This window comes from Actinophytocola sp. (assembly GCF_036002505.1).
Lineage (GTDB): Bacteria > Actinomycetota > Actinomycetes > Mycobacteriales > Pseudonocardiaceae > DASYTH01.
This window is the reverse complement of sequence record NZ_DASYTH010000091.1, coordinates 1-3,129: the sequence shown is the minus strand read 5'-3', so window position 1 is coordinate 3,129 and position 3,129 is coordinate 1. Positions and strand designations below refer to the sequence as shown.

Below are 3,129 nucleotides of genomic sequence, written 5' to 3'. Positions count from 1 at the left end.
CGGGGTGGCTTGTTCTCAGGCAGCGTGGTGGTACTCGTTGACGACGCCGCCGAGGAGGCGTTTGCGGCGGACGTCGACGCCGTCGGCGGGCGCGGCGACGGGCGCCCGACGGGCCCTGGGCAGCGGCGGTTGCTGCTGGAGCGCTTGGTGCGGCCGATGCTCGTTGTAGTGGGCGGTGTAGGCGTCCAGGACGGCCCGCAGATGGCGTGGCCCAGCGATCAGGATCCGGTCGGTGCATTCGCGCCGCACGGTTCCCACCCAGCGTTCGGCGTAGGTGTTTGCCCTCGGCGCCTGCGGCGGGGTCTTCAGTACCTCGATGCCGGCCGCGGTGAAGACGGTGTCGAACGCGGTGGTGAACTTGGCGTCGCGGTCGCGGACCAGGAACCGGAAGTCCTCCGCCCGTTAGCCGATGTCCGTGAGCAGGTTCCGCGCTTGCTGGGTGACCCAGGCCCCGGTGGGATGGGCCGTGACGCCGAGGACGTGCACACGGCGGGTGGCGACCTCGAGCACGAAGAAGACGTACAGCGCTGCAGAAGCACCGTGTCGACGGTGAAGAAGTCGCAGGCCAAGATCCCCGCGGCCTGGGCTCGCAGGAATTGCCGCCACGAGACGTCGGCGCGGCGCGGGGCCGGGTGGACGCCGGCGCTGCGCAGGATGCGCCACACCGTCGCCGGGCTGATCCGGTAGCCGAGCCTCACCAGTTCGCCGTGTATCCGCCTGTGGCCCCAGCCGGGGTTCTCCCCGGCGAGCCGCAGCACCAGCTCCCGCACCTGCCGACGTACCGAGGGCCGTCCCGGTCTGTTCCGCGGATAGGTCCAGCGGCGGGCGACCAGCTCACGATGCCAGCGCAGCAATGTGCCCGGCGTAACGAAGAAGACGCTCCATCGGGCGCGGGGGAGCAGGCGCGAGCATGCGGCGAGGAAGACCCGGTCGGCCGGCTGTAACGCGGGGCGGGTGACCTGGCGGCGCAGCACCGCGACCTCGTGCCGGAGCACCAGCAGTTCGACGTCCTTTGCGGTGTCGCCACCCAGCCGCATCGCCATCAGTCCGACCGCGCCGCGGGTCAACGCGTAGATCCATGACCATGCCATGATCCCATAGCATCCCAGGCCGGCCACCCACGAGGACGCGAAGCCGCAGGTCAAGCCTGTAACCAGGTAATGAAGCCCCACAGGCGCCACACCGCGATCTCCACGTCCTTCGGTCTAGAGCCGGACGACCGAGCCCGACCAGACCCAGAACCCGCCGAACGACCAAGAACCCGAGCGCGCGCGCCGCCACGGCGACGATCCTGCTAACCCGGCATCCTGCCTGATCACAGCCGCACCTCTGAGGTTGCACCCCACAGGGTGCGGCTGAACGGACCGAATGCATGACCGAGTCGACTGGGCGACTCCGGTCACGTTCGACGGTAGACGTCACGTCGGTGATCAACGGCGACGATTGAGACATGGTGTTCGGTGTCGTCGATGCGATAGATCACCCGGTACTCGCCGCGCCGGGCTGCGTGCTGGCCGGCCAGCTCCAGCTGTAGCTCATGACCCACGCGTCGAGGATTCTCGGCGAGGGAGCCGTAGACGAACTCGACGACCGCGGTCGCGACCTTCTCGGGCAACCGGGCAAGGTCACGCTTGGCCGACGGCGTCCACGCGATGCCGTAGGTCGGCCGCGTCACGACTTCTTGCGGATCAGCGCCAGCGCGTCCTCTTTGGTGAGGTCCTCGGCCTCACCTGCCTCGAGCTCGGCGGTCGCCTTCCGAATGCGACGCATGAGGCGCGGATCGGACAGGATCTCCAGGGTTTCCTCGAGTCCTTCCAGGTCTTCGACGCTCAAGACGACGGCGGCCGGTCTTCCATGCTTGGTGATGACGACCCGCCCGTGCTCGCGCTCCAGGCGCTCGACGACCTCGGACAACCGGTTCTTCACATCGGCGAGCGGAAGGTGCTCCACGGACGAGGTCATAGCCACAAATCTAGCCAGAAGAGCGAGCGGTCGCAACCGTGATTACGAGGGCATCCGCTTGGGTCTCATGCCCCTATGTTTGTCAACCCGTTCGGGGTGTTGTCTCGGCTTGTGGCGTGAGGGGTTGGAGTAGGCGGTGGATCTCGCGTGCGAGGTAGCGCTTGATGCAGCGGATGGCTTCGCGGCGGGTCTTGCCCTGGGCGGTGCGCCGGTCGAGGTAGCTGCGGGTAGGGGGGTCGCAGCGGAGCCGGGTGAAGGCGATGCGGTAGGGCGCGGCGTTGGCCTGCCGGTCGCCGCGGTGGTTAAGCCGGTGTCGGGTGGTCTTCCCGAAGGACGCCTGGATTGGGCTGACTCCGCACAGGGCGGCGAAGGAGGCGTCGCTGTCCAGCCGGTCGGGGTTGTCGCCGGCGGCGATGAGCAGCGCCGCGGTTGACGGCCTGGTGCGGGAGGTGACCGCGGAGGCTCTGGCCCAGCCTGAACTTGCGCAGCATTCCACCGGCCCGGTGCCGGTCTTGGCGGTGCTGGTGGCTTGCCCGGACAGCACCGCGTGCGCGGCCGCGGTGGCGTCAACAGGCACGCCTTTGTCGAGAACCTGCGCCGCGGCCACTACGAGATCGCCGCCGAACAACCCGGCAACCGTCGGCTCCCCGTGGCATTCCGCGAACTCGGCAAGGCAATCTGAAGAGGCTTCACTGGACGAGTGGCGGCCCTGGCCTGCGCCACGACCGAGTAATGCAACAGACCCGGCAGCCGGCCTACGACGCCGACGGCGAGATCCGCGAAGGCGCGTGGGTCGCGGAGGCCACCGGGCTGCTCGACCTGTCCGGCTGGCCGCCGGGGATGCGGGTCATGGTCCGCAAGGAGCGCCCACACCCGGGTGCGCAGCTGCGCATCACCGACACCGACGGGCACCGGGTGACCGCGTTCGCCACCAACACCGCCAAGGGGGGTTATCACCGATCGCGCAGCCACCTACCCGCGCGTCCTCGACCGGCTGTGGCCGGCGGCGTGGCACACCTTCGCTCAGGCTCCTAGCTGGGGGGTTCGTCCTTGGCCGCCGATTGCGTCGCACGCCGGGCCGGCGCTCGCGCCGCGATCTGGGGTGAGGCGGCAAGATTCTCCTTGAGAGATTGGATGAGGGTCTTTTAGTGAAAGAGTTTTGTGTAG

Annotated in this window: 5 protein-coding genes and 1 pseudogene; 1 reads left to right on the top strand and 5 read right to left on the bottom strand. The window is 68.7% G+C overall.

The genetic code is table 11. The annotated features are described in order from the left end of the window. Positions 1-15: 15 nt before the first annotated feature. From VGR06_RS07010 to VGR06_RS06990, 5 genes are all read right to left on the bottom strand, one after another. The gene (locus tag VGR06_RS07010; protein ID WP_327558141.1) at positions 16-309 is read right to left on the bottom strand and encodes an integrase core domain-containing protein; all 294 of its coding nucleotides are present in this window, start codon (positions 307-309) and stop codon (positions 16-18) included. Beyond that, positions 306-1,091, bottom strand: a complete 786-nt coding sequence (locus tag VGR06_RS07005; RefSeq protein ID WP_327558140.1) for a helix-turn-helix domain-containing protein — start codon at positions 1,089-1,091, stop codon at positions 306-308. Before VGR06_RS07005 ends, VGR06_RS07010 begins: the two co-directional genes overlap by 4 nt. Before the next feature lie 308 nt (positions 1,092-1,399). Next, the gene (locus VGR06_RS07000; protein WP_327558139.1) at positions 1,400-1,675 is read right to left on the bottom strand and encodes a type II toxin-antitoxin system RelE/ParE family toxin; all 276 of its coding nucleotides are present in this window, start codon (positions 1,673-1,675) and stop codon (positions 1,400-1,402) included. Then, positions 1,672-1,962 (bottom strand): type II toxin-antitoxin system Phd/YefM family antitoxin, encoded by a 291-nt coding sequence (locus VGR06_RS06995; RefSeq protein WP_327558138.1) that lies wholly within the window; start codon positions 1,960-1,962, stop codon positions 1,672-1,674. Before VGR06_RS06995 ends, VGR06_RS07000 begins: the two co-directional genes overlap by 4 nt. A gap of 82 nt (positions 1,963-2,044) precedes the next feature. Continuing rightward, positions 2,045-2,539: a transposase gene (locus VGR06_RS06990; RefSeq protein ID WP_414637176.1), complete on the bottom strand. Its 495-nt coding sequence runs from the start codon at positions 2,537-2,539 to the stop codon at positions 2,045-2,047. Between the two features lie 173 nt (positions 2,540-2,712). Between VGR06_RS06990 and VGR06_RS06985 the strand changes: the two are divergent. Then, a pseudogene (locus VGR06_RS06985) lies at positions 2,713-2,910 on the top strand (IS1380 family transposase); the annotation flags it as partial. Positions 2,911-3,129: the final 219 nt, after the last annotated feature.

Coding starts and splice junctions, on each gene's coding strand:
- VGR06_RS06995 (WP_327558138.1), bottom strand. CDS start 1,962: ATGACCTCGTCCGTGGAGCACCTTCCGCTCGCCGATGTGAAGAACCGG.
- VGR06_RS07005 (WP_327558140.1), bottom strand. CDS start 1,091: ATGGCATGGTCATGGATCTACGCGTTGACCCGCGGCGCGGTCGGACTG.